Raw genomic sequence first — 20,184 nt, 5'->3', positions numbered from 1 at the left:
CCGTTCACATCACTGTCTAAGCGCTTGCTCAGCATGGTCGGGCCCCCGTGTTCCTGTCAACGGATGGCCACTAGGCTTCGCGGAGTGCCGCAGATTCCAGAGAAGATCCACGAGCTCACGGTCGGCCAGCTGTCCTCCCGCAGCGGCGCGGCCGTTTCCGCCCTGCACTTCTACGAGGCCAAGGGGCTGATCTCCAGCCGCCGCACCTCGGGCAACCAGCGCCGTTACGGCCGCGACGCGTTGCGCCGCGTCGCCTTCGTGCGGGCCGCCCAGCGCGTCGGCATCCCGCTCGCCACCATCCGCGACGCCCTCGCCGAACTCCCCGAGGAGCGCACACCCACCCGCGAGGACTGGGCCAGGCTGTCCGAGAACTGGCGCGCGGAACTCGACGCCCGCATCCTGCAGTTGGGGCGCCTGCGCGACCATCTCACCGACTGCATCGGCTGCGGCTGCCTGTCGCTGGAAACCTGTGTGCTGTCCAACCCGGACGACGTGTTCGGCGAGAGGGCGAGCGGCTCGCGTCTGCTGGTCGAGAAGAAGAAATAATCCCCCGGGGCGGGCCGCCTCCTCCCCGTGTCCCCGCGGCCCGTACGGCCCGCGGCCTGCGGTCAGGCCTCGTCCCGCGGCCACCGGATGTCCCGCGCGGCGCCGACCAGTTGCGCGTTCGACTCGGCGTACCGGCCGTCCGGCAGCAGCAGCGTGTCCTCCAGGCCGATCCGGGTGGCCAGCCCCAGCCGCCGCGCCAGCGCGAGCACCGGCCAGGCGCCGCCGCCCTCGCCGTGCAGCAGCATCGGGGCGCCGCGCACGTCCCCCCGGGGCCCCACCGCTCCCCGGCGCGAGAGGTCGGCCAGGAACTGCAGCGCGGAGTCCTCGGCGGTCAGCGGATCGGGATCGGTCACCTCGATCAGCACGCGCAACGACCTGGACGCCAGCGGGGAACGCAGGAATCGCTCCGTCCCGTCCGTACCGGACCAGAGCCCCGACTCCACCGCGACACCGCGCGCCAGCAGCGCCTCGACGACCTCCTCGGCGCCGGGCTCGTGCCAGTTCACCGAGGCGTGGTCGGGCAGCACCGTCCAGGAGGCGATGCGCTCGATGCGGCGCTGCGGCTCGGGCTCCGTCCATGCGCCGGTCGTCACGCCGACGGGCACGTTCACCGCCGCGCGCATCGCTGTGAGGGTCTGGGCCAGGACCCGGGGTGAGAGCGTGTCGTCCCCGCAGGGCGACTTGGGGTGCACGTGCACATCCGCCGCACCCGCGGCCACCGCGGCGGCGGCGGACCGCGCCATCGCGTCCGGAGACACCGGGACCGCCGCGCCGTCGCCGGGACCGCGCTGTCCGTTCACACAGACCTGAATCAAGGGCTCGACCATGCATTCGATGGTGGCACCCGGCACTGACATTCAGCCATGCACTGAGCATTCGCACGGTTGTCGCGCGGAAACCCTCCGGCCGGAGTGCGGCGACGCTCCGCACCACACCCCCGCGCGCCATGCTTCCCTTTCCGGCACACGTCCGTACCGCGCCGGTCGCACCACCGCCCTCGCACGGCCGGCCGCCACGCACTCGGGACGCGGCGCCACGGGGATGGCCTCCGCCGCGCCCCGGGCGCTCACCCCACGGACGCCAGCTCCCTGCGCCGGACGCGGCGGGCCTGTGCCAGCGCCTCGTCCGTCAGGACGGGCTGGGGCACGAGGATCCCGCACCCCGTGCAGACCGGCCCGCACCACGGCTCGTGCACCATGTCCTGCTTCCACACGATCCGGCTCGACGTGCACACCGGACAGTGCCCGCCGGGTTCCGACTCCAGCGCGGTGATCAGTGCGCGCAGCACCCCGGCCAGCGGGCCCTTCGGATGGACCGCCGGGTCGTCGCACCAGGCGACCCCGAAACCGCCCCAGGTCCGCCGGTGCCAGTCGTCGAAGGAGCCCGGCCGGCGCAGACCGTCGTGCTTCTCGCGCTTGCGGCGCTCGGCGAACGCCACCTCGTACGCGAGCCAGACGGCCCGCGCCTCCTCCAGTTCCTCGAGCGCGGCCACCAGCCGCGCCGGATCGGGCGACCTGTCCTCGGGACCGAACCCGTGCCGGGAGCACAGGTGGTCCCAGGTCGCCCGGTGCCCGTAAGGGGCGAACCTCTCCAGGCACTTGCGCAGCGAATACCGCCTGAGCGCAAGATCACACCTCGGATCACGGACCTGTCTTGCGAGACTCCGAAAACCGGCCATCGCACTGCCACCTCCGTCGCTGGTACTTCGGCGTCGATGAATGGACGTACGAGTGCCCGTTTCGGCTCCATTGAAAATCCGATGAGCCCCATCAGAGAACAATTGGCCCGGATTCGCACCGTTCCCTCCCGTCCCCTCCAGATTCGAATGCCGTGCTCGAACGCATGGAGGGGCTGGGAGAACGCGTGCCCCGATACCCCGGAGGGGACGGGTCACCGGTACAGAAGATGCTCCCGCCGTACCCGCCGGAACGTGGCGAGATCCGTCTGCCAGGCACCCACCACCTCGTCCGTCCCGGCCCCCGCGTCGATCATGGTCCGCACCCTGCTGTTCCCCGTGAGCTTGTCGATCCAGTTGTCCGGCCGCCACGCGAACCCGCTCCACGACCTCTTCGCCGTCACCAGCAGGGCGATCCCGGTACGCACCGGGTCGAACGACTCCCGGTCGTGCACGTGCAGTTGGACACCGCCGATCGTCCGTCCCTGGAACTTGGAGAAGGTGGGCGCGAAGTACGCCTCCCGCAGCCGCACCCCCGCCAGCCGCTCCCCGTTCGCCGCCTCCGCCCACCGGCGGTCGATGCCCTCCGCGCCCAGCAGCTCGAACGGCCGGGTCGTGCCGCGTCCCTCCGACAGATTCGTCCCCTCGAACAGGCACGTGCCCGAGTACACCAGCGCGGACTCGGGTGTGGGCATGTTGGGACTCGGCGGCACCCACGGCAGCCCGGTCGCGTCGAAGAAGTCTCCCCGCCGCCACCCCGACATCCGCACCACCTCCAAGGGCACCGGTTCGGCCAGGAACTCCGCGTTGAACAGCAGCGCCAGCTCCGCCACCGTCATCCCGTGCGCCTGTGCGATCGGCTCCCGCCCCACGAACGTCGCGAACGCCCGGTCCAGGACCGGCCCGAGCGCCGCCCGCCCGGTCACCGGATTCGGCCGGTCGAGCACCACGAACCGCTTGCCTGCGAGCCGTGCGGCCACCATGCAGTCGTACAGCGTCCAGATGTACGTGTAGAAACGGGCACCCGCGTCCTGGATGTCGAAGACGACGGTGTCCACGCCCGACGCGGTGAAGACATCGGCCAGTTTCCGGCCACTGGTCAGGTACGTGTCGTAGACCGGCAGCCCGGTCGCGGGGTCGGTGTGACGGCCCTCGGAGCCGCCCGCCTGCGCGGTGCCCCGGAAGCCGTGCTCCGGGCCGAAGACGGCCGTGAGACGCACCCGCTCGTCGGCGTGCATCACGTCGACGACGTGTCGCACGTCGGCTCTCACCCCGGTCGGGTTGGTGACGATGCCGACCTTGTGGCCGTCCAGCAGCCGGTAGCCGTCGTCGGCCAGCCGGTCGAAGCCCGTACGGACCCTTCGCTGACCGGCGAACCGTGCTCCGGCCGCGCCGGACGCCGCCGAGGCAGCGGTCCCGGTGGCGGCCAGCGCGCCCACCGCGCCGCCGCTCGCGGCCAGCAATCCTCTTCTGGACAAGCTCATGTGCTCAACCTCCGGGATCGGACGGTCTGTCATGTCCGCGCACGCTAGCCCGTGCGGCCTCCCCGCGGAACGGAACGCGCCCGGTTGGCGTGCACACCACCCCGACCGGCGTCGCCCGGCCCTTTCCTCCCGGCATACCGACTGGTTAGTCTGCGGGTCAGTCGTCATGGAGAGGCAGGCCGATGGTGAACGCGGTGCAGGGTGCCACAGTGGTGGTCACGGGCGCGGGAGGCGGTATCGGAGCCGCACTGGCCCGCAGGTTCGCGGCCGAGGGAGCCAGAGTCGTGGTCAACGACCTGGACGCGGACAAGGCCAAGGCGGTCGCCGACGACATCGGCGCGACGGCGGTCCCCGGAGACGCCTCGCAGATCGTCGAGGAGGCACGCACGGCACTCGGCGGCACGATCGACGTGTACTGCGCCAACGCCGGCGTCGGCAGCGGCGGCGACCCCTTCGCCGAGGAACTCTGGGAAAGGGCCTGGGACGTCAACGTGATGGCCCACGTCCGGGCGGCCCGCGCACTGCTCCCCGAGTGGGTGGAGCGAGGCAGCGGCCGGTTCGTGTCCACGGTGTCGGCGGCCGGCCTGCTGACGATGATCGGAGCCGCCCCCTACAGCGTCACCAAGCACGGGGCGCTCGCCTTCGCGGAATGGCTGTCGCTGACCTACCGCCACCACGGGGTCAAGGTCCACGCGATCTGCCCGCAGGGCGTACGGACCGACATGCTGACGTCCGCCGGATCGGCCGGGAGCCTCGTCCTGGCGCCCACCGCCATCGAACCCGAGGACGTCGCCGACGCCCTCATCGAGGGCATCGAGAGCGACCGCTTCCTGATCCTGCCGCACCCCGAGGTGGCCGAATACTACCGGGCGCGCGCGGCCGAGCCCGAGCGCTGGCTGGCGGGCATGAACCGCCTCCAGCAGAAGTGGGAAGGGGCAGACCGGTGACCGGACCCGCGCGGGACACGGCGGCGGCAGAAGCGCCGCGCACGACCGCCGGGACGGAGGCGTCGGTCTACGCGGCCAAGCCGTGGCTGGCGCAGCTCACCGAGACCCAGCGGGCGCCCGTGCACCCCGCACCGACCCTGGTGCACGCCTTCCGGGAGAGCGTCCGGCGCGCCCCCGACCGCACCGCGCTGGCCTACTTCGACGGCAGGCTGAGCTACCGCGAGACGGACGCCCTGTCGGACTCGGTGGCCGGACACCTGGCCGCCGAGGGCCTGCGGCGCGGCGACCGGGTCGCGATCATGCTCCAGAACTCGCCGCACTTCGTGCTCGCGCTGCTCGGCGCGTGGAAGGCGGGCGCGACGGTCGTCCCGCTCAACCCGATGTACAAGTCGGCGGAGGCCGCCCACGTACTGAAGGACGCCGAAGCGAGCGCGCTGATCTGCTCCGACCGGGCCTGGGCGAGCTACCTGCGGGAGACCGCCGCCGGCGTGCCGTCGGTCCGTACCGTGCTGACCGGCTGCGAACTCGACTTCCAGAGCGCGGACGACACACGGGTACTGAACTTCGAACGGCTGCCCCGGGCGGCCGACGCGGCCGACCTGACCGCCGTCGCCCGCGCGGGCGCGGATGCACCCCCCGACCGGGAACCGGGCCCCGACGACACGGCGTTGATCAGTTACACGTCCGGCACCAGCGGCACGCCGAAGGGGGCGATGAACTCCCACCGCAACATCATGGTCAACGCGGAACGGCAGCGCACCGGCCACCCGGTCGCCGAGGGATCGTCCTACTTCGCGCTCGCCCCGCTCTTCCACATCACCGGCATGGTCTGCCAGCTGGCCGTCTGCCTCGCCCACGCGGGCACCCTCGTCCTCACCCACCGCTTCCACCCCCAGGTGGTGCTGGACGCCTTCGCCGAGCACCGGCCCGCGTACACCGTCGGCCCCTCGACGGCGTTCATGGCGCTGGCCGCGGCCCCGGGCGCCACGCGCGAGCACTTCGCCTCGTTCGAGGTGATCTCCTGCGGAGGCGCGCCGCTGCCGCCCGCGCTGGTGGAGAAGTTCCGGGCGGGCTTCGGGCCCTACCTCCGCAACGGGTACGGGCTGACCGAGTGCACGGCGCCCTGTGCCTCCGTACCGCCGGAGAAGGAGGCGCCCCTCGATCCGGTGTCCGGCACGCTGTCGGTCGGCGTGCCGGGGGCCGACACGGTCGTCCGCATCGTCGACGACAAGGGCGCCGACGTGCCCTTCGGGGAGCACGGCGAGATCGCGGTGCGCGGCCCGCAGGTCGTCTCCGGCTACTGGCGGCAGCCCGAGGCCACCGCCGAGGCCTTCCCGGACGGCGAGCTGCGCACCGGAGACATCGGCTTCATGGACGCCGACGGCTGGCTCTACGTCGTCGACCGCAAGAAGGACATGATCAACGCGTCCGGCTTCAAGGTCTGGCCGCGCGAGGTCGAGGACGTCCTGCACACCCATCCGTCCGTGCGCGAGGCGGCCGTGGTCGGCGTCCCCGACGCGTACCGGGGCGAGAGCGTCAAGGCGTACGTCAGCCTGCTCCCCGGCGCGGGGCCCGGCCCCGAGGAACTCGTGTCGTACTGCCGGGAGCGGCTCGCCGCGTACAAGTACCCGCGCGAAGTGGTCATCCTGCCGGAACTTCCCAAGACCACGAGTGGGAAGATCCTCCGACGGGAACTGCGTTCCCCGCAGTGAGCACGAACGCACCCGTACGACGGCATGCGGACAACGGACAAGCGACGAGCAAGGCAGGTGCGGCCATGGCCAGGACGACGGAACCGAACGGCACCCCCGTTCCCCAGCGACTGCTGGCCGCCGCCACCCGGCTCTTCGCCGAGCGCGGCTACGACCGCACGTCGGTCCAGGAGATCGTCGAGGCGGCGGGTGTCACCAAGGGTGCCCTCTACCACTACTTCGGCTCCAAGGACGACCTGCTGCACGAGGTGTACGCGCGCGTGCTGCGCGTGCAGCAGGAACGGCTGGACGCGTTCGCCGACGCCGACGCGCCGGTCGAGCAACGGCTGCGCGACGCGGCGGCCGACGTCGTGGTGACGACCATCGAGAACCTCGACGACGCGTCGATCTTCTTCCGTTCCATGCATCACCTGGGGCCGGAGAAGGACAAGCAGGTACGGGCCGAGCGCAGGCGCTACCACGAGCGGTTCCGCGCGCTGGTGGAGGAGGGCCAGCGGTCCGGCGTCTTCTCCGAGGCCACCCCCGCCGACCTGGTGGTGGACTACCACTTCGGGTCGGTGCACCACCTGTCCACCTGGTACCGGCCCAACGGCCCGCTCACCCCCCAGCAGGTCGCCGACCACCTGGCCGACCTCCTGCTGCGGGCCCTGCGCCCGTAGCCCCCGGCCGCCCGCAGGCAGCCGACGGCACGGCCCCCCCAGTGCCCGCCCACGGCAGGCGGGTCACCGGGGGCGGACCGGCTACGCGTACTTCTTCAGCTCCCGACGGGCCAGCGACCGCTGGTGCACCTCGTCCGGCCCGTCCGCCAGCCGCAGCGTCCGGGCGCTCGCCCACAGTTCGGCCAGCGGGAAGTCCTGGCTGACACCGCCGGCGCCGTAGAGCTGCACCGCGTTGTCGATGATGTCGAGCACCGCGCGCGGCGTCGCGATCTTGATGGACTGGATCTCGGTGTGCGCGCCCCGGTTGCCGACCGTGTCCATCAGCCAGGCGGTCTTGAGGACCAGCAGGCGCAGTTGCTCGACGGTGACCCGGGCGTCCGCGATCCAGTTCTGCACGACGCCCTGCCGGGCCAGCGGCTTGCCGAAGGCGGTGCGCGTGACGGCCCGACGGCACATCAGCTCGATGGCGCGCTCGGCCATGCCGATGAGGCGCATGCAGTGGTGGATGCGGCCGGGTCCGAGCCGTGCCTGGGCGATGGCGAAGCCGCCGCCCTCCTCGCCGACCAGGTTCGCGGCGGGCACCCGCACCCCGTCGAGGACGACCTCCGCGTGGCCGCCGTGGGAGTGGTCCTCGTACCCGTACACCTGCATCGCACGGCGGATCTCCACGCCCGGGGTGTCGCGCGGGACCAGGATCATCGACTGCTGGCGGCGCACGTCGTCGCCGTCCGGGTCGGTCTTGCCCATCACGATGAAGATCTTGCAGTCGGGGTTCATCGCCCCGGAGATGTACCACTTGCGGCCGGTGACGACGTACTCGGAGCCGTCGGCGGACCGCTCGATCCGGGTCTCGATGTTCGTCGCGTCCGAGGACGCCACCTCCGGCTCGGTCATCGCGAACGCCGAGCGGATCTCCCCGGCGAGCAGCGGCTCCAGCCACTGCTTCTTCTGCTCGTCGGTGGCGAACTGGGACAGCAGCTCCATGTTCCCGGTGTCCGGCGCCGCGCAGTTGAGGGCGGTGGGTGCCAGGTGCGGGGAGCGGCCGGTGATCTCGGCCAGCGGGGCGTACTGGAGGTTGGTGAGCCCGGCCCCGTACTCGGCGTCGGGCAGGAAGAGGTTCCACAGACCCTGCCGGCGTGCCTCGGCCTTCAGTTCCTCCACCACCGCCGGGGTGTCCCACGGGGAGGCGAGCAGGGCGCGCTGTTCGTGGGCGACGGTCTCGGCCGGGTAGACGTGTTCGTCCATGAAGGCGAGCAGCTTGCCGCGCAGCTCTTCGGTGCGCGCGTCGTATGCGAAGTCCATGAGGAATCAGCCCTTCCGGGGGGTCGTCAGAGTCGTCAGGCCGTGCTGGATGAAGACCGGCACCAGCTCGCCGATCCGGTCGAAACCCGCGCCGACCGTCTGCCCGAGCGTGTAGCGGTAATGGATGCCTTCGAGGATCACGGCGAGCTTGAACCAGGCGAACGCCGTGTACCAGTTGACCGCCGAGACGTCCCGCCCGGACGCCTGCGCGTAGCGCGCGACGATCTCGTCCGTCGTCGGATGGCCGGCCGCCGATGCCGTCGTCGAGACGGGGGAGGCAGGAAGGTCGAGTTTCGTCCCGTACATCACGAGCAGGCCCAGGTCGGTCAGCGGGTCGCCGAGCGTCGACATCTCCCAGTCGAGGATCGCCCGGATGGTGTCGTCGGGGCCGCCGATGAGGACGTTGTCGAGCCGGTAGTCACCGTGCACGACGGTGGCGGCGGGGGAGGCGGGGAGGGCCTTGCCCAGTGCGGCGTGCAGTTCGTCGATGCCGGGCAGGTCGCGGTTGCGGGAGGCGTCGAGCTGCTTTCCCCAGCGCCGCAGCTGCCGGTCCAGGAAGCCCTCGGGACGGCCGAAGTCGCCGAGTCCGGCCGCGGCCGGGTCCACGGCGTGCAGTTCGACGAGCGTGTCCACCAGGCCGAACACGGCGGCCCTGGTCCGCTCCGGGCCGAGCGCGGCCAGTTCGTCCGCCGTACGGAAGGGGGTGCCCTCCACGAACTCCATGACGTAGAACGGCGATCCGAGCACCGACTCGTCCTCGCACAGCAGCACGGGGGCGGGCACCGGCACGGCCGTCGGGTGCAGTCCGCTGATCACCCGGAACTCGCGCTTCATGTCGTGCGCGGTCGCCAGTACGTGACCGAGCGGCGGCCTGCGCACCACCCAGCGCGAGCGCCCGTCGGTGACGTCGTACGTCAGGTTGGACCGCCCGCCCTCGATGAGCCGTGCGGACAGCGGTCCGGTCACCAGGCCGGGCAGCGCGGCGTCAAGATGGCCGCGCAGCCGCTCCGGGTCGAGTCCGGGCGGCGCGGCGGCCTGGGGCCCTGGTGGGGGGACGGAGCTCATGGGCGATACCTCCGGGCGCGAGCGTGCGTGCAGAACAGTCCGCCTCATGATGCCGACCAGTCGGTATGCCGTCCAGAGGGACGGGCCCACCGGGTGCCCGGCGCCCGGTCCGCGGCCGACGGTTCACAGCGCGACGGCCACCGCGAAAGCCGCCAGAGCCACCGTGCAGCACACCGCCGCCAGCGCCCGCCCCGGCGTCAGCGCATCGGGCCGCACCCGTTCCAGCTCCCGCATCCGACGGTGCGCGACCACCAGGAACAGCACCCACACCAGCGCGCTCAGCGAGGCGGCCAGCAGCCCGGGAGCAGTCACCCCGTCGTGCACGGCCTGCTTCCCGGCCAGCACCGCGACGACCGTGCAGGACAGGGTCGTACGCCGCCACGCGAGCCGGGTCCGCTCGGGCTGGAGCCCCGGATCCCGTACCGCCACCGGCGCGCTCACCCCGCCCATCCGAACAGCACGAGCACCACCGGCGCGCTCACCCCGCCCATCCGAACAGCACGAGCACCACCATCGCCACCGCGACCACCCCCACCAGCAGGCCGAGCAGCACCGGGAAACGCGTCATCGGGAGGTCCTCGCCGCGTCGCATCGCCCGCTCGCAGCGCACCCAGTGGTTCACCGCGCGCAGTGCGCACAGCGCACCGGCCGCCAGGAGCGCGAGCGCCATCCCCACCCGTACGCCCCACCGCAGGTCCGGGAGGAACTGGTCGACCGCGAAACCGGCCCCCACCAGCGCCAGCGCCGTCCGTACCCAGGCGAGGAAGGTCCGCTCGTTGGCCAGCGAGAACCGGTAGTCGGGGGTCTCGCCCTCCTTCCGGATGCGCTGCGGCGCGAACCAGAGCCGCAGACCGGTCACCGGTTCACCAGCCGCTCGTACGCCGCCAGGCCGTCCGGCACCCACTCCCAGCCCTGCGGGCCGCCGCCGAGCCGCCGTGCCAGCTCCTCCTCCGTCAGGAAGGTGTGCCACGCCACCTCCTCGGCCTGCGGGCGCACCGGCAGCGCGCAGCGCACCTCGTACACCTGGCTCCACCAGGTCCTGCCCGACCCCTCGAAGAGGAACTTGAACAGGGACTCCGGCCGGGCGAGCCCCGACACCCCCAGCTCCTCCTCCGCCTCCCGCAGCGCCGCCTCGTCGTACGACTCGCCCGCGCCGACGACACCCCCCACGAACATGTCGTACAGGGACGGGAAGACCAGCTTCGTCGCGGTCCTGCGGTGCACGAAGATCCGGTCCTCCGGGTCTCGCACCAGGACGAAGGCGCAGCGGTGACGCAGGCCCCGCACGGTCGCCTCGCCGCGCGGGGCCTGCCCGACGACCTCGTCGTTCTCGTCGACGATGTCCAGCAGCTCGTCAGAAGGGGAAGTCATGCGCCCATCCAACATCACGCCGGCCACCGAATCCCGACGTACTCGACCGCCGGGCCGGCCGGCCCGCCGGCGTCCGCCCCGCCCGCCGGTCCGCCCTCTGTCCGGTGACGTCTGCGGCGTCCCGCGAACGGGTACCGCCGGACGGTTGACTAGTTACTGCCCCGTACCGAAGATCGGGCCATGGGAGACTCGGGTACGGCAGCCAAGGGTTACGACGCGGACGTCATCGTCATCGGAGCGGGCCTCGCCGGCCTCGTCGCGACCGCCGAGCTGGTCGACGCGGGGCGGAAGGTGATCCTCCTCGACCAGGAGCCCGAGCAGTCGATCGGCGGCCAGGCGCACTGGTCCTTCGGCGGCCTCTTTCTCGTCGACTCGCCCGAACAGCGCCGGATGCGCGTCAAGGACAGCCGCGAACTCGCCCTCCAGGACTGGCTCGGCACCGCCGGGTTCGACCGCGAGGAGGACAAGTGGCCGCGCAGGTGGGCCGAGGCGTACGTCGACTTCGCGGCCGGGGAGAAGCGCAGCTGGCTGCACCGGAAGGGCGTCCGGTTCTTCCCGGTCGTCGGCTGGGCGGAGCGCGGCGGCTACGACGCGAACGGCCACGGCAACTCCGTACCCCGCTTCCACATCACCTGGGGAACCGGTCCCGGCCTGGTCACACCCTTCGAGCAGCGGGTGCGCGAAGGCGTCGCACGCGGCCTCGTCACTCTCGGGTTCCGCCACCGGGTGACCGGCCTCGCCCGCACCGCGGGGGCTGTCGACACGGTGACGGGCGAGATACTGGAGCCCTCGTCCACCGCTCGCGGCACCGCCAGCAGCCGTACCGTCACCGGGGACTTCTCGCTCCGCGCGCAAGCCGTGATCGTCACCTCGGGCGGCATCGGCGGCAACCACGACCTGGTCCGCGCCCAGTGGCCCGAGCGGCTCGGCACCCCGCCGGCCCACCTGCTCTCCGGGGTCCCCGCCCACGTCGACGGCCTGATGCTCGGCATCACGGAAGCCGCCGGTGCCAGCCACATCAACCGCGACCGGATGTGGCACTACACCGAGGGCATCCAGAACTGGGACCCGATCTGGGCCAGGCACGGCATCCGGATCCTCCCCGGTCCGTCCTCGCTGTGGCTGGACGCCCGCGGAAACCGCCTGCCCGTCCCGCTCTTCCCCGGCTTCGACACCCTCGGCACGCTCGACCACATCATGAAGACCGGTTTCGGCCACACGTGGTTCGTCCTCGATCAGAAGATCATCGGCAAGGAGTTCGCCCTCTCCGGCTCCGAGCAGAACCCCGACCTGACGGGCAAGTCGGTGCGCGGCGTCCTCGACCGGGCCCGCGCCGCCGTACCCGCCCCGGTCAAGGCGTTCATGGACCACGGTGCGGACTTCGTCGTCGAGAAGGACCTGTCCTCGCTCGTACGGGGCATGAACGCGCTCACCAAGGAACCCCTCATCGACGAGGCCGAACTCCGCCGCCAACTCGTGTCCCGGGACCGGGAGATGGCCAACCCCTTCACCAAGGACCTCCAGGTCACCGCGATCCGCGGCGCCCGCAAGTACCTCGGCGACAAGCTGATCCGCACCGCGGCCCCGCACCGCATCCTGGACCCGAAGGCGGGCCCGCTGATCGCCGTGCGCCTGCACATCCTGACCCGCAAGTCACTCGGCGGCCTGGAGACCGACCTGTCCTCCCGCGTGCTCACGCCGCAGGGCTCGCCCCTCCCGGGCGTCTACGCGGCCGGGGAAGCGGCCGGCTTCGGCGGCGGCGGCGTCCACGGCTACCGCTCCCTGGAGGGCACCTTCCTCGGCGGCTGCATCTTCTCGGGCCGCGCGGCGGGAAGGGCCGCGGCGAAGGCGGTGGGGTAGCGCCCGGCTCCCGCCGGCGCCGGCCCCTAGAGCACCTCCACCACCTTGAACCGCTCCGCCACGACCAGTGTCCCGTCGTCCACGACGAAATCGGGGTCGCCCATCGCCTCCCGCATCTCCTCTCCGTGCCAGAACCTCTCGTGCGCAGCCCGCCACTCGGCCACGGACCGATGGCCCTCGCCCTCGTCGATCGCGTGCTGGAGATCCACGTCCCCGAGCCTCAGCACCCGCACATCGGTCGTTTCGAGGACCGCCACCTCGCGTCCGTCCGAGTCAATCAGCGCGTACCGTTCGCCGGCCGGCGGCAACTCCTCGTCCTCCGCCTCGTACTCGGCGAGCAGACCCGTCGTCGACACCTTCTCGCCGCTCAGCACCGCTGCGACCAGCCGGTCGCGCAGCGGCCCGGGAAACGCCAGCAGATAGGGCGGCAGCGCCGGACGCCGGTCCGGTACGCGACCGTTCGCGGCCTCGGCCGTCAAGTCATCGCTCATGCCGCCACTTTAGCCGCGCCACCCCACCCCACCTGCGGCGCTGTGTCGCCGCGGACACTCAACCCACGCGTGGCAGGTTGCAGTTGACGGGGGCGGCACTTATCCGGCCTTGACGCGGAGCCGTCCCTACCGCTTTGCTGTCCGTGATCAAACGTCGGCCGGCTCGTCGTGGAGGTACCCCGCGGATGGCCCCTCCTCCGCCGCTCCTCGGCCGCCGACGCCGCGGCGAGCAGCCGCCGGATCCCGCTCTCGACGACACCGAACTCGTCGACGTGCGCGAACAGTTGGCCCAGGGCCGCTGGACGAGAGTGCGCAGCCTGCTGACCCGTACCGGCGACGACTGGGACCGCCGGGGGCACCGGCTGCTCGTCCTCGGCGAAGCCAGGGGCACCCACGCCTGGGCACAGGACTGGCTGCTCGCCGAGCCCGAGAGTGCCGACGCCGCCGCACTGCTCGCCTGCGCCGCCGTCCACCGCGCGCTGGCCGGCAAGGGCTCTCCCGACCGCGCCCGCCAGGCCTGCCGGGCGGCCGCCGCGCGCGCCCCGCAGGACCCCACGCCCTGGCTCGCCCAGCTCCTCCTCGCCCGCCACCTCGGCACGGAGGAAGCGGTCACCCAGCTCTACGACCAGGTCAGGGCACGCCACCCGGAACACCACCACGCCCACCACCTGATCATCGCCCGGCTCGCGGAACGCCGCCCCGACACGGGGCAGGACCCCCTCCACGAGGTCTACGACTTCGCCGCCTGGGCCGCCGAACAGGCCCCGGCGGACTCCCCGCTGGCGGTGCTCCCCGTCGTCGCGCACGCCGAGCGGCACCGGGCGCTCGCCGTCGCCGGGCAGGTACCGCCGGACCCGGTGGCCTCCGGCCACTGGGCGACCCGCCGGGCCCGGCAGACGATGAAGGCCGCGTTCGACTGGTGGCTGGAGTGGGAGCGCGAGGACCACCCGCGCTCCCGCGTCGACCTCAACTACCTCGCCCACGCGAAGTTCTGCGAGGGCCGTCTCGCGGAGGCCGCCGCGCTCTTCCACCGCATCGGCCCGCACCGCACCACCGCGCCCTGGTCCTACCCCGACCGGGACCCCCACCAGGCGTTCACCGCCGCGCGCAGCGCCGCGCTCGGGGACGCCTGAGCGCATCCGACCAGCAGCGAACCTCGACTCGTACTCCGAAGGGACCACCCCGCCATGGCCACGGGCAGTTCACCCACCAGCGCGAAGAGAGCGACCGGCGCCGCAGGCAGCCGCCGTCCCGAGAACGGCGGCGACGGCGAAGCCGGAATCAGCACCTACAAGGGCGAGGAGAGCGCCCTGCGGGCCGGCCGCCTCGGCACCCTCGGACTCCTGCTGTCCGTCCTCGCCGCCAGCGCCCCCCTGATGGTCGTCGCAGGTGTCATGCCCACGATCTTCGGCGTGATGGGAGTGGTCGGCCAGCCGCTCCTCTTCCTCATCCTCGGCGCGGTCCTGCTGCTGTTCAGCGTCGGATACGCGGAGATGAGCCGGCACGTCCACAACGCCGGCGCGTTCTACGCGTACATAGCCCGAGGCCTCGGCGCCACCGCCGGCGCCGGGGCCTCCCTGGTCGCCCTCGTCGCGTACAGCGCGATGCAGGTCGGCATCTTCGGCATCCTCGGCTTCGAGCTCTCCGGGATCTTCGCCACCTACCTCGGGCTGCACATCGCGTGGTGGATCCCGGCCCTCGTCTCCGTCCTGCTCGTCGGCGTCCTCGGCTGGCTGAAGATCGACCTCAACGCCAAGGTCCTCGGCGTCCTGCTCCTCATCGAGTGCCTGCTCGTCGTCATCTTCGACGTTTCGGCCGTCGCCGAACCGGCGGCGGCGACCGGCCTGTCCTTGGCCGCGTTCGACCCCGGCACCCTGGCCGGCCCCGGTGTCGCCCTCGGCACCGCACTCTGCTTCTCCGTCGCCGCCTTCGTCGGCTTCGAGCAGGCCCCGGTGTACGCCGAGGAGACCAAGCGCCCGCACGTCGTCGTCTCCCGCGTGATGTTCCTCGGCGTCGCCTACTCCGCGGTCTTCCTGGCCCTCAGTTCCTGGGCGATCAGCATCGCCGCCGGGCCCGACAAGGTCGCCAGGCTGGCCGCCGACGAGGGCCCGGGGATGCTGTTCACCCTCGTCCAGGCGCGCCTCGGCGACACCTTCACCGACGTCCTGCACATCCTCTTCGTGTCCGGCATGCTCGCCGCGCTCCTCAGCTTCCACAACGTCGTCGCCCGCTACTCCTTCGCGATGGGCCGCGAAGGCCTGCTGCCCGCCGCCTTCGGCCGTACCAACAAGAGCACCGGCGCCCCCGCCACCGGCTCCATCCTCCAGACGGTCGTGTCCGTCCTCGTCGTCCTGGCCTTCGCCGTCACCGACGACAAGCCGATCGGCGACCCGACCGCTCCCGTCCTGCACCTCTTCACCTGGATGGGCAACATCGGCGCCCTCGGCGTGATCCTGCTGATGGCCGTCGCGTCCTTCGCGGTCATCGCCTTCTTCGTACGACGCGGGGCGGGCGCGGCGCAGAAGTGGCGGCTGCTCTGCTCGGGCGTCGCGGGTACCGCGCTGCTGGGCATCGCCGTCTACACCGTCAAGGACTTCGCCCTCCTCGTCGGCGCGGAGTCCGGCTCGGCACTGAGGTGGCTGCTGCCCGCCCTCATCGGCGCCACGGCGGTCGGCGGGCTGGTGTACGGAGCGGTCCTCAAGGCGAAGAAGCCCGAGGTGCACGCCCGCATCGGCCTCGGCAACGAGGCGTTCCAGCTCGACAAGGCGGCGGCCGCATCCCACGCGGAACGCCACTGACCGGCCGCCCGTCCCCGACGCCGGCGCGTCCGCGCACACCGCGTGCCCGGCCGCGGTGCTCCGCGACGGGGCAAATCTGACCGAACGCTTACGGACACTCGCGGCCCCTGGTACCGGGAGGCCGCGAGTGCTCGAATCCTCGTGTGACCCCTCAACCTCCGCGCCACGACGAACCGGCACCGCACGACGAACCGGCACTGCCCGGCGAACCGGCACCGCCCGGCGGCGAACCGGCACCGCCCGGCGGCGAACCGGCACCGCCGCCGGGCACACCCTCCCCCCGGGCACGGCCGGCCGCCCCGGTGTCCCGCGGCGCGCCCGTCGGCCGCCGTCTCGTACTGGGCATGCTCGGTCTCGGCGCGGCCGGTGTGGCGGCGGCCCCCTACCTGCAGAGCGGCTACGACTCCTTCCTGGGCGCGGCCGCCGGCAAGGACCCCACCGGCATCACCGGGCTTCTGCCCGGCAGCGGCGGCTTCCGCTACTACTCCGTCGCCTCGTCCGTACCCAGGAAGACCCCGCAGAACTACCGCCTCACGGTCGACGGCCTGGTGGACCGCCCCGCCTCGTACACCCTGGCCCAGCTCCGGGCCATGCCGCAGACCCGGCTGGTCCGCGACGTGCAGTGCGTGACCGGGTGGCGGGTCCCGGACACCGCCTTCGAGGGCGTCCCTCTGTCCCACCTGCTCTCGCTCGCAGGCGTGCGCCCCACCGCCCGCGCCATCCGTTTCACCTGCTTCGACGGCGTGTACAGCGAGAGCCTCACCCTGCAACAGGCGGGCCGGGACGACGTTCTGGTGGCCCTGCGCATGCAGGACAAGGACGTCTCCCACACGCACGGCGGCCCCGCCCGCCTCTACGTCGCGCCGATGTACTTCTACAAATCCGCGAAATGGCTCACGGGTATCACGGTCACGGACCGGGTGCGCCCCGGTTACTGGGAGGAGTTGGGCTATGACATCGACGCCTGGGTCGGCCGGTCCAACGGACGCGACGACACCCCCACCGTCTGAGCGCCCGTCGCGCGGGGCGCAATGGTCCCCGACCCCGCGGCCCGCCCCGGTACGGCGGTTCAGCCCCGCCGAACGCCTCGTCCACCGCACCACCGCGATCCTGATGCTCACCTGCCTCGCCACCGCGGGCTGCCTCTACCTGCCCTCCCTCGCCGAACTTGTCGGGCGGCGCCACCTGGTGGTCACCGTCCACATCTGGACGGGCCTGCTGCTGCCCGTCCCGTACCTCCTGGGCCTGGCCTCCCGTGCCTTCCGGGCCGACCTCGCACTCCTCGGCCGCCTCACACCGGTCGACAGGGCCTGGCTGCGCGCCGTCCGCCGGCGCCGGCCCGCACGCCCGTCGGGAAAGTTCAACGCGGGGCAGAAGCTGTTCGCGGGCTGGATCGCGGGCGCGACCCTGGTCATGCTCGGCACCGGTCTCCTGATGTGGCTCACCCACCTCACCCCGCTCACCTGGCGCACCGGAGCCACCTTCGTCCACGACTGGCTCTCGCTGGCCATGGGCACGGTCATCGCCGGTCACCTCTGGATGGCCGCCACCCACCCGGAAGCCCGCCGCGCCATGCGCACCGGCTTCTCCCGGCCCCGGTAGACCCGCGGGCGGCCCCGGCCCCGCTACCGTGCCGCAAGCATCTCCACCGCCCGCCCCACGATCTCCTCGGGCGTCCCGTTCACCGAGACGGTCACACCCGCCTCGTCGGCCCCCAGCTCCTCCAGTGCCGCGAACTGCGAATCCAGCAGCCCCACCGGCATGAAGTGCCCCTCGCGGGCCGCCATCCGCCGCTCGATCAGCTCCCGGTCCCCGGCCAGGTGCAGGAAGAGCACCGCGGGAGCAGCCTCCCGCAGCCGGTTCCGGTACGCCCTCTTCAACGCCGAACAGCTCACCACACCCCCCAACTCCCCGCGCCAGGCGCACCATTCGCCGACCCGGTCCAGCCACGGCCACCGGTCCGCGTCGTCCAGGGGCATGCCGTCGGCCATCTTCGAGACGTTCGCCGCCGGGTGGAAGTCATCGCCCTCCGCGAACGCGACGCCCACCTTGTCGGCGAGCAACGCCCCGATGGTGGACTTGCCGGTGCCCGATACGCCCATGACGACCACCACGTGTGGAAAATTCATCAGCCCGTCCGTTCCCTCTGCCGATCCGATCGCCCGCGAGGCCCCGTGTACCCGTAGCGGCACCGGCCAGACGGTGTTCCGTGCGGGCAAGGGTACGTACGTGCGTATGCCGAGCCGACGGACCCCGCCCCCGCCGGTCCTCGTGGGCACGCGAGCACAGAGCGCGCGCGAGGCCGTCCCGTACCGACACGTCGCCGCCCCGCCCCGGCCGGACGTCCCCCGGCGAGGGACCGGCCAACCGGCGTATGGTCGGACATATTGCGAGGTCAGGCACCCCCCAGGTCAGGAAGGACCGCAAATGCCGCAACAGGTACGTGGCGTGATCGCGCCCGGCAAGGACGAACCGGTACGGGTGGAGACGATCGTGATCCCCGACCCGGGCCCCGGCGAGGCCGTGGTGAAGATCCAGGCCTGTGGCGTCTGCCACACCGACCTGCACTACAAGCAGGGCGGCATCAACGACGAGTTCCCCTTCCTCCTCGGTCACGAGGCCGCGGGCGTCGTGGAGTCCGTCGGCGAGGGCGTCACCGACGTGACCCCCGGCGACTTCGTCGTCCTCAACTGGCGCGCGGTGTGCGGCCAGTGCCGGGCCTGCCTGCGAGGCCGCCCGCAGTACTGCTTCGACACCCACAACGCCCGGCAGAGGATGACCCTGCTCGACGGCACGGAACTGTCCCCTGCCCTGGGCATCGGCGCGTTCGCCGAGAAGACCCTGGTCGCCTCGGGCCAGTGCACCAAGGTCGACCCCGCCGTCGCCCCGGAGGTCGCGGGCCTGCTCGGCTGCGGCGTCATGGCGGGCATCGGCGCGGCGATCAACACCGGCCAGGTCGGCCGCGGCGACTCGGTCGCCGTCATCGGCTGCGGCGGAGTGGGCGACGCCGCGATCGTCGGCGCCCGCCTTGCCGGAGCATCGAAGATCATCGCCGTCGACATCGACGACCGCAAGCTCGACACCGCGAAGTCCATGGGCGCGACCCACACCGTCAACTCCCTCACCACCGACGCCGTCGAGGCCGTCCGCGGGCTCACCGACGGCAACGGCGCCGACGTCGTCATCGAGGCCGTCGGCCGCCCCGAGACGTACAAGCAGGCCTTCTACGCCCGCGACCTCGCCGGCACGGTCGTCCTCGTCGGCGTCCCCACCCCGGAGATGACCCTCGAACTCCCGCTCCTCGACGTCTTCGGCCGCGGCGGCGCGCTCAAGTCCTCCTGGTACGGCGACTGCCTGCCCTCCCGCGACTTCCCGATGCTCATCGACCTGCATCAGCAGGGACGCATCGACCTGGCCGCGTTCGTCACGGAGACCATCGGTCTCGGCGACGTCGAGCAGGCCTTCGCCCGCATGCACGAGGGCGACGTACTGCGCTCGGTGGTGACGTTCGCATGAGCCCCACGGACCCCACCGACCGCACGGCCCCCGCAGATGCCGTCCGCATCGACCACCTCACCACCTCCGGCACCTTCTCGCTCGACGGCGGCACCTGGGACGTCGACAACAACGTCTGGATCGTCGGCGACGACTCGGAGGCCGTCGTCATCGACGCCGCCCACGACGCGGACGCCATCCTCGCCGCCCTCGACGGCCGCACCCTGCGCGCCATCGTCTGCACCCACGCACACAACGACCACATCGACGCCGCCCCCGCCCTGGCGACCGCCACCGGCGCGCCGATCCTCCTGCACCAGGACGACCTCCCCCTCTGGAAGCAGACCCACCCGGACCGCGCCCCCGACGGCACCCTCACGGACGGTCAGGAGATCCCCGTGGCGGGTACGGTCCTCAAGGTCCTGCACACCCCGGGCCACGCCCCCGGCGCGGTCTGCCTCCACTCCGGGGCACTCGCCACCGTCTTCACCGGCGACACCCTCTTCCACGGCGGCCCCGGAGCCACCGGACGCTCCTTCTCGCACTTCCCGACGATCATCGACTCGATCCGCGACCGTCTGCTGACCCTCCCCCCGGAGACCTCCGTCCGTACCGGCCACGGCGATTCCACCACCATCGGCGCGGAGGCCCCGCAACTGGCCGACTGGATCGCCCGGGGACACTGACGGCCCCACCGCGGACCGCCGCCGCCCACGCCGGAGGGGGCCGCTCAGCCCGAGCGGCCCCCTCCGCGACGTCCCCGCGCCGGACATGCTCAT

Annotated in this window: 21 protein-coding genes; 11 read left to right on the top strand and 10 right to left on the bottom strand. The window is 72.2% G+C overall.

What is annotated here, in order from left to right:
* Positions 1-84 precede the first annotated feature (84 nt).
* The gene (gene soxR, locus HNQ79_RS14600) at positions 85-546 is read left to right on the top strand and encodes a redox-sensitive transcriptional activator SoxR (protein ID WP_308437348.1); all 462 of its coding nucleotides are present in this window, start codon (positions 85-87) and stop codon (positions 544-546) included.
* A 62-nt stretch (positions 547-608) separates the two neighbouring features.
* Here the strand turns inward: soxR and HNQ79_RS14595 are convergent, their stop codons facing one another.
* The 3 genes from HNQ79_RS14595 to HNQ79_RS14585 form a co-directional block, all read right to left on the bottom strand.
* A complete protein-coding gene (locus HNQ79_RS14595; protein ID WP_229923581.1) occupies positions 609-1,373 on the bottom strand; it encodes a 3-keto-5-aminohexanoate cleavage protein in 765 nt (254 codons plus the stop codon).
* Positions 1,374-1,612: 239 nt separating this feature from the next.
* The gene (locus HNQ79_RS14590; protein ID WP_185030931.1) at positions 1,613-2,224 is read right to left on the bottom strand and encodes a hypothetical protein; all 612 of its coding nucleotides are present in this window, start codon (positions 2,222-2,224) and stop codon (positions 1,613-1,615) included.
* 212 nt (positions 2,225-2,436) lie between these two features.
* Positions 2,437-3,705, bottom strand: coding sequence for an exo-beta-N-acetylmuramidase NamZ family protein (locus HNQ79_RS14585; RefSeq protein ID WP_185030929.1), 1,269 nt, complete (start codon positions 3,703-3,705; stop codon positions 2,437-2,439).
* A 182-nt stretch (positions 3,706-3,887) separates the two neighbouring features.
* Here HNQ79_RS14585 and HNQ79_RS14580 point away from each other — a divergent pair, with 182 nt between their 5' ends.
* The 3 genes from HNQ79_RS14580 (at position 3,888) to HNQ79_RS14570 (ending at position 7,023) form a co-directional block, all read left to right on the top strand.
* Positions 3,888-4,652: an SDR family oxidoreductase gene (locus HNQ79_RS14580; RefSeq protein ID WP_185030927.1), complete on the top strand. Its 765-nt coding sequence runs from the start codon at positions 3,888-3,890 to the stop codon at positions 4,650-4,652.
* A gap of 86 nt (positions 4,653-4,738) precedes the next feature.
* Positions 4,739-6,364, top strand: a complete 1,626-nt coding sequence (locus HNQ79_RS14575) for a class I adenylate-forming enzyme family protein (RefSeq protein ID WP_229923592.1) — start codon at positions 4,739-4,741, stop codon at positions 6,362-6,364.
* 65 nt (positions 6,365-6,429) lie between these two features.
* Positions 6,430-7,023, top strand: coding sequence for a TetR/AcrR family transcriptional regulator (locus HNQ79_RS14570; protein WP_185030923.1), 594 nt, complete (start codon positions 6,430-6,432; stop codon positions 7,021-7,023).
* Positions 7,024-7,104: 81 nt separating this feature from the next.
* Here the strand turns inward: HNQ79_RS14570 and HNQ79_RS14565 are convergent, their stop codons facing one another.
* The 5 genes from HNQ79_RS14565 to HNQ79_RS14545 all read right to left on the bottom strand — a co-directional run bounded on the left by HNQ79_RS14565 (position 7,105) and on the right by HNQ79_RS14545 (position 10,761).
* Positions 7,105-8,325, bottom strand: coding sequence for an acyl-CoA dehydrogenase family protein (locus tag HNQ79_RS14565; protein WP_185030921.1), 1,221 nt, complete (start codon positions 8,323-8,325; stop codon positions 7,105-7,107).
* A gap of 6 nt (positions 8,326-8,331) precedes the next feature.
* Positions 8,332-9,390 carry a phosphotransferase family protein gene (locus HNQ79_RS14560; protein ID WP_185030919.1) on the bottom strand — a complete coding sequence of 353 codons (1,059 nt, stop codon included), beginning with the start codon at positions 9,388-9,390 and terminating at the stop codon, positions 8,332-8,334.
* Positions 9,391-9,513: 123 nt separating this feature from the next.
* The gene (locus HNQ79_RS14555; RefSeq protein WP_185030917.1) at positions 9,514-9,840 is read right to left on the bottom strand and encodes a DUF202 domain-containing protein; all 327 of its coding nucleotides are present in this window, start codon (positions 9,838-9,840) and stop codon (positions 9,514-9,516) included.
* A gap of 28 nt (positions 9,841-9,868) precedes the next feature.
* Positions 9,869-10,249 (bottom strand): YidH family protein, encoded by a 381-nt coding sequence (locus tag HNQ79_RS14550; protein WP_185030916.1) that lies wholly within the window; start codon positions 10,247-10,249, stop codon positions 9,869-9,871.
* Positions 10,246-10,761, bottom strand: a complete 516-nt coding sequence (locus HNQ79_RS14545) for an NUDIX hydrolase (protein ID WP_229923579.1) — start codon at positions 10,759-10,761, stop codon at positions 10,246-10,248. Before HNQ79_RS14545 ends, HNQ79_RS14550 begins: the two co-directional genes overlap by 4 nt.
* 180 nt (positions 10,762-10,941) lie before the next feature.
* Here HNQ79_RS14545 and HNQ79_RS14540 point away from each other — a divergent pair, with 180 nt between their 5' ends.
* The gene (locus HNQ79_RS14540) at positions 10,942-12,621 is read left to right on the top strand and encodes an FAD-binding dehydrogenase (RefSeq protein WP_185030914.1); all 1,680 of its coding nucleotides are present in this window, start codon (positions 10,942-10,944) and stop codon (positions 12,619-12,621) included.
* 26 nt (positions 12,622-12,647) lie between these two features.
* Here the strand turns inward: HNQ79_RS14540 and HNQ79_RS14535 are convergent, their stop codons facing one another.
* The gene (locus tag HNQ79_RS14535; protein WP_185030912.1) at positions 12,648-13,112 is read right to left on the bottom strand and encodes an ASCH domain-containing protein; all 465 of its coding nucleotides are present in this window, start codon (positions 13,110-13,112) and stop codon (positions 12,648-12,650) included.
* A 185-nt stretch (positions 13,113-13,297) separates the two neighbouring features.
* On the opposite strand from HNQ79_RS14535, the gene HNQ79_RS14530 reads away from it, so the two are divergent.
* The 4 genes from HNQ79_RS14530 (at position 13,298) to HNQ79_RS14515 (ending at position 17,512) form a co-directional block, all read left to right on the top strand.
* Entirely contained in the window at positions 13,298-14,245 is a 948-nt protein-coding gene (locus HNQ79_RS14530; RefSeq protein ID WP_185030910.1) for a hypothetical protein, read from the top strand.
* Positions 14,246-14,299: 54 nt separating this feature from the next.
* Complete coding sequence (locus HNQ79_RS14525) at positions 14,300-15,910, top strand: APC family permease (RefSeq protein ID WP_185030908.1); 1,611 nt, start codon at positions 14,300-14,302, stop codon at positions 15,908-15,910.
* A 344-nt stretch (positions 15,911-16,254) separates the two neighbouring features.
* Positions 16,255-16,920 carry a molybdopterin-dependent oxidoreductase gene (locus HNQ79_RS14520; protein ID WP_185031136.1) on the top strand — a complete coding sequence of 222 codons (666 nt, stop codon included), beginning with the start codon at positions 16,255-16,257 and terminating at the stop codon, positions 16,918-16,920.
* Positions 16,862-17,512, top strand: a complete 651-nt coding sequence (locus HNQ79_RS14515) for a cytochrome b/b6 domain-containing protein (protein ID WP_185030907.1) — start codon at positions 16,862-16,864, stop codon at positions 17,510-17,512. Before HNQ79_RS14520 ends, HNQ79_RS14515 begins: the two co-directional genes overlap by 59 nt.
* 23 nt (positions 17,513-17,535) lie before the next feature.
* On the opposite strand, the gene HNQ79_RS14510 is transcribed toward HNQ79_RS14515, so the two are convergent.
* On the bottom strand, positions 17,536-18,039 hold the full coding sequence (locus tag HNQ79_RS14510) for a gluconokinase (protein WP_185030905.1): 504 nt from the start codon (positions 18,037-18,039) through the stop codon (positions 17,536-17,538).
* 298 nt (positions 18,040-18,337) lie between these two features.
* Here HNQ79_RS14510 and HNQ79_RS14505 point away from each other — a divergent pair, with 298 nt between their 5' ends.
* Entirely contained in the window at positions 18,338-19,426 is a 1,089-nt protein-coding gene (locus HNQ79_RS14505) for an S-(hydroxymethyl)mycothiol dehydrogenase (RefSeq protein ID WP_185030903.1), read from the top strand.
* Positions 19,423-20,091: an MBL fold metallo-hydrolase gene (locus HNQ79_RS14500; RefSeq protein ID WP_185030901.1), complete on the top strand. Its 669-nt coding sequence runs from the start codon at positions 19,423-19,425 to the stop codon at positions 20,089-20,091. The genes HNQ79_RS14505 and HNQ79_RS14500 overlap by 4 nt, the downstream gene beginning before the upstream one ends.
* Positions 20,092-20,184: the final 93 nt, after the last annotated feature.

Source organism: Streptomyces candidus, from assembly GCF_014207445.1.
GTDB lineage: Bacteria > Actinomycetota > Actinomycetes > Streptomycetales > Streptomycetaceae > Streptomyces > Streptomyces candidus.
Note: the sequence above shows the minus strand (reverse complement) of the source record. Positions and strands in the feature narration are given on the sequence as shown.